Source organism: Chryseobacterium sp. VD8, assembly GCF_037149975.1.
Taxonomy (GTDB): domain Bacteria; phylum Bacteroidota; class Bacteroidia; order Flavobacteriales; family Weeksellaceae; genus Chryseobacterium; species Chryseobacterium indicum.
The window spans coordinates 1-2,432 of the sequence record NZ_JBBCQL010000369.1 but is presented as its reverse complement, the minus strand read 5'-3'; the positions used below and the strand labels follow the sequence as shown (position 1 = coordinate 2,432).

At 32.2% G+C, this 2,432-nt stretch carries 3 protein-coding genes, 1 tRNA gene and 1 pseudogene; 1 reads left to right on the top strand and 4 read right to left on the bottom strand.

From position 1 onward, the window contains the following. The 4 genes and pseudogenes from WFK35_RS22195 to WFK35_RS22180 form a co-directional block, all read right to left on the bottom strand. Positions 1 to 187, bottom strand: a pseudogene (locus tag WFK35_RS22195) (hypothetical protein); the annotation flags it as partial. A gap of 101 nt (positions 188 to 288) precedes the next feature. Further along, positions 289 to 681, bottom strand: a complete 393-nt coding sequence (gene arfB / locus WFK35_RS22190) for an alternative ribosome rescue aminoacyl-tRNA hydrolase ArfB (RefSeq protein WP_336734757.1) — start codon at positions 679 to 681, stop codon at positions 289 to 291. Then, the gene (locus tag WFK35_RS22185) at positions 682 to 1,143 is read right to left on the bottom strand and encodes a hypothetical protein (RefSeq protein ID WP_336734755.1); all 462 of its coding nucleotides are present in this window, start codon (positions 1,141 to 1,143) and stop codon (positions 682 to 684) included. Then, positions 1,140 to 2,165: an AMP-binding protein gene (locus WFK35_RS22180; RefSeq protein WP_336734759.1), complete on the bottom strand. Its 1,026-nt coding sequence runs from the start codon at positions 2,163 to 2,165 to the stop codon at positions 1,140 to 1,142. The genes WFK35_RS22185 and WFK35_RS22180 overlap by 4 nt, the downstream gene beginning before the upstream one ends. 100 nt (positions 2,166 to 2,265) lie before the next feature. Here WFK35_RS22180 and WFK35_RS22175 point away from each other — a divergent pair. Next, positions 2,266 to 2,336: transfer RNA gene (locus WFK35_RS22175), tRNA-Gln, on the top strand. Positions 2,337 to 2,432 lie beyond the last annotated feature (96 nt).

Below are 2,432 nucleotides of genomic sequence, written 5' to 3'. Positions count from 1 at the left end.
GCAATGCAACATCGAAATTAAGACCGCTTTTAATTCCTTTGATGTATTCTTTCTGATCTCTCGGAATATTGTCCGGAGTTTTTGCCAGTCTCCACGCATAACCTACCGATGTAGAAATGGAAACCTTTTGTGCAAAAGAAAATACTGAGATTGAGAATAAACCCAATGCGAATAGTTTTTTGATCATTAGTTTAAAAATTTGCCGCAAAAATAAAACGAATATGTGAATTGATGTCAAAGAAAATAAAGTTTAACATTTAAAAAATCAACCGTAATACTGAAATCCGTTTAATATTTAAACTTTCTGTTCTCTTTTTTATCTGATAATTTCTTTTTCGTATCTAATCTTTTTTGCTTCTGCGCTTTTGAGGGTTTTGTGGCAAGACGCTTTTTGGGTACAACCAAAGCTTTATTCACGATTTCAAGGATCTTATCCGTCGCTTTATTTTTATTGGCAAGCTGCGTTCTGCTTTCTGAAACAGTTAAAAATAAAAATCCTTCTGTATTAATCCTGTTTCTGAGTTTTTCCTGAATTAAGTTTTTCTGAAATTCATTAAAAAATCCGGATTCCTGCACATTCCAAAGAACCGTTACGGAAGTTTCCACCTTATTCACATTCTGTCCTCCTGCTCCACTGCTGCGGGAAGTTTTAAAGCTTAGTTCTCTGGTAAAATCTTTCATTTAAAATTTCAATTTTGAATGTTCTTTTATATAATTGAGTTCTCCATCCACAAAAGACAAATCACTTCTTAAATTATTCACCGTATCTTTTTTAATAATCAAAAAACTTCTTTTATTGGAGTCTATAATTATTGAATCTCCACGTTCCACATCATGCACACAAGCCCAAGAATATATTTCACAATTTCTGCCATTAATTGCATAGGGATAAGTATTTTTTCTGAAAGGATTAAAATAATGCGCTGTACTTTTAAAACTTTTCAGATAAATGATATTAAAACAATGATTACCGGAATCGCTTATATCATCAATTATTCCTTTTATAACAATATTATTTTGGAATAATGGCTCTTCATACTGATCCTGTTTTTCAGCTTCTCTTATACTCCATTGAAAATAAAACATCGAGCCGGTAAGAAAAATGCCAAAAATAACTGCAATTTTTATCAGTTGTCTTTTCATAAAATCAATTTTAAAAGTTCTTTTCTCGATATTTTTCCATTGGGCGTTCGCGGAATTTTTTCAACAAAAACAATTTCTTTCGGCTTGTGAAAACTTTTTTCAAACTGAATTTCTCTTATTTTTTTAATTAAATCGTCCGATTTTTCGCCTTCAATTACTGCAATCAATTTTTGACTGAGACTTACATCATCAATTCCTAAGAAAACCACTTCATTCGGAATTTCTTTTTTCACCAGAGCCTCCAACTGTTCAGGGAAAATTTTTGCACCGCCTGAATTTATCACATTGTCAATTCTCCCGAGAAATTTAAACTGTTTTCCATTTTTTATTTCAACTAAATCATTCGTTTGAAGAATTTCGGGATTTAATTTTGGGGCAAAAATTCTCAGACAGTTTCTTTCGTCCAAAGATATTTCTACATTTTCAAAAACCGTAAAATATTCTTCATGCTCTGGCAAAATTTGTTTCAAACCAATATGAGAAAGGGTTTCAGACATTCCGTAAGTTTCGAAAATATAGGTTTCAGAATCTGATTTTTTCAAAATTTCCTTCATCTTTTTTTTCAGGTCTTCGGAAACTGCGGCTCCGCCAATAATCAGATTTCTAATCAGATACAGTTTATCTAAAGAATTCTCCACCTGAAACGGCGTCATAGCACAGAAATCAACAGACTGATCTAAAGTTTCAACGGGTTTAATCGAAGGATCAACAACAATTAATTTTAATTTTCTCATCATTGAACGAACGACCATCATTTTCCCGGAAATATATTCGACCGGAAGACAGATTAAAGCCGTATTTCCTTCTTTCAATCTCAAAAAATCACAGGTCATCTCTGCGGAATTCATCATTCTGCTTTTTTCAATATCAAAAACTTTGGGAGTTCCCGTAGAACCGGAAGTCTGTACTTTTACGGTATCAGAATCCGAGAACCATTCTTCCAGAAAATTCTTCACCTTGATTTCGAATTCTGTTTTAAAGGATAATTGATTAATATTGAGATTATTGAAGTCGATCTGCATCATTTCCGAGAATAAAATATACAGTAAATTTAAAAAAAAGTTTAATATTTTCTTGTATGTAATAAAAAAAGCTGTAAATTTGCACCACTAAAACAAACAGAGACTCATGGTGTAGCGGTAACACTACTGATTTTGGTTCAGTCATCTGGGGTTCGAATCCCTGTGAGTCTACAAAAACCATCCTTTTTCAAGGGTGGTTTTTTGTTTCTGTTTTTAAGAATTCCGGTCTACTTATTTTAATAAATTTTTATTTTCTTCAAGCTTAAT

What these genes read in the sequence shown, in the direction of transcription:
- WFK35_RS22185 (WP_336734755.1), bottom strand. Translation starts at nt 1,143, where the DNA reads ATGAAAAGACAACTGATAAAAATTGCAGTTATTTTTGGCATTTTTCTT.
- WFK35_RS22180 (WP_336734759.1), bottom strand. Translation starts at nt 2,165, where the DNA reads ATGCAGATCGACTTCAATAATCTCAATATTAATCAATTATCCTTTAAA.
- arfB (WP_336734757.1), bottom strand. Translation starts at nt 681, where the DNA reads ATGAAAGATTTTACCAGAGAACTAAGCTTTAAAACTTCCCGCAGCAGT.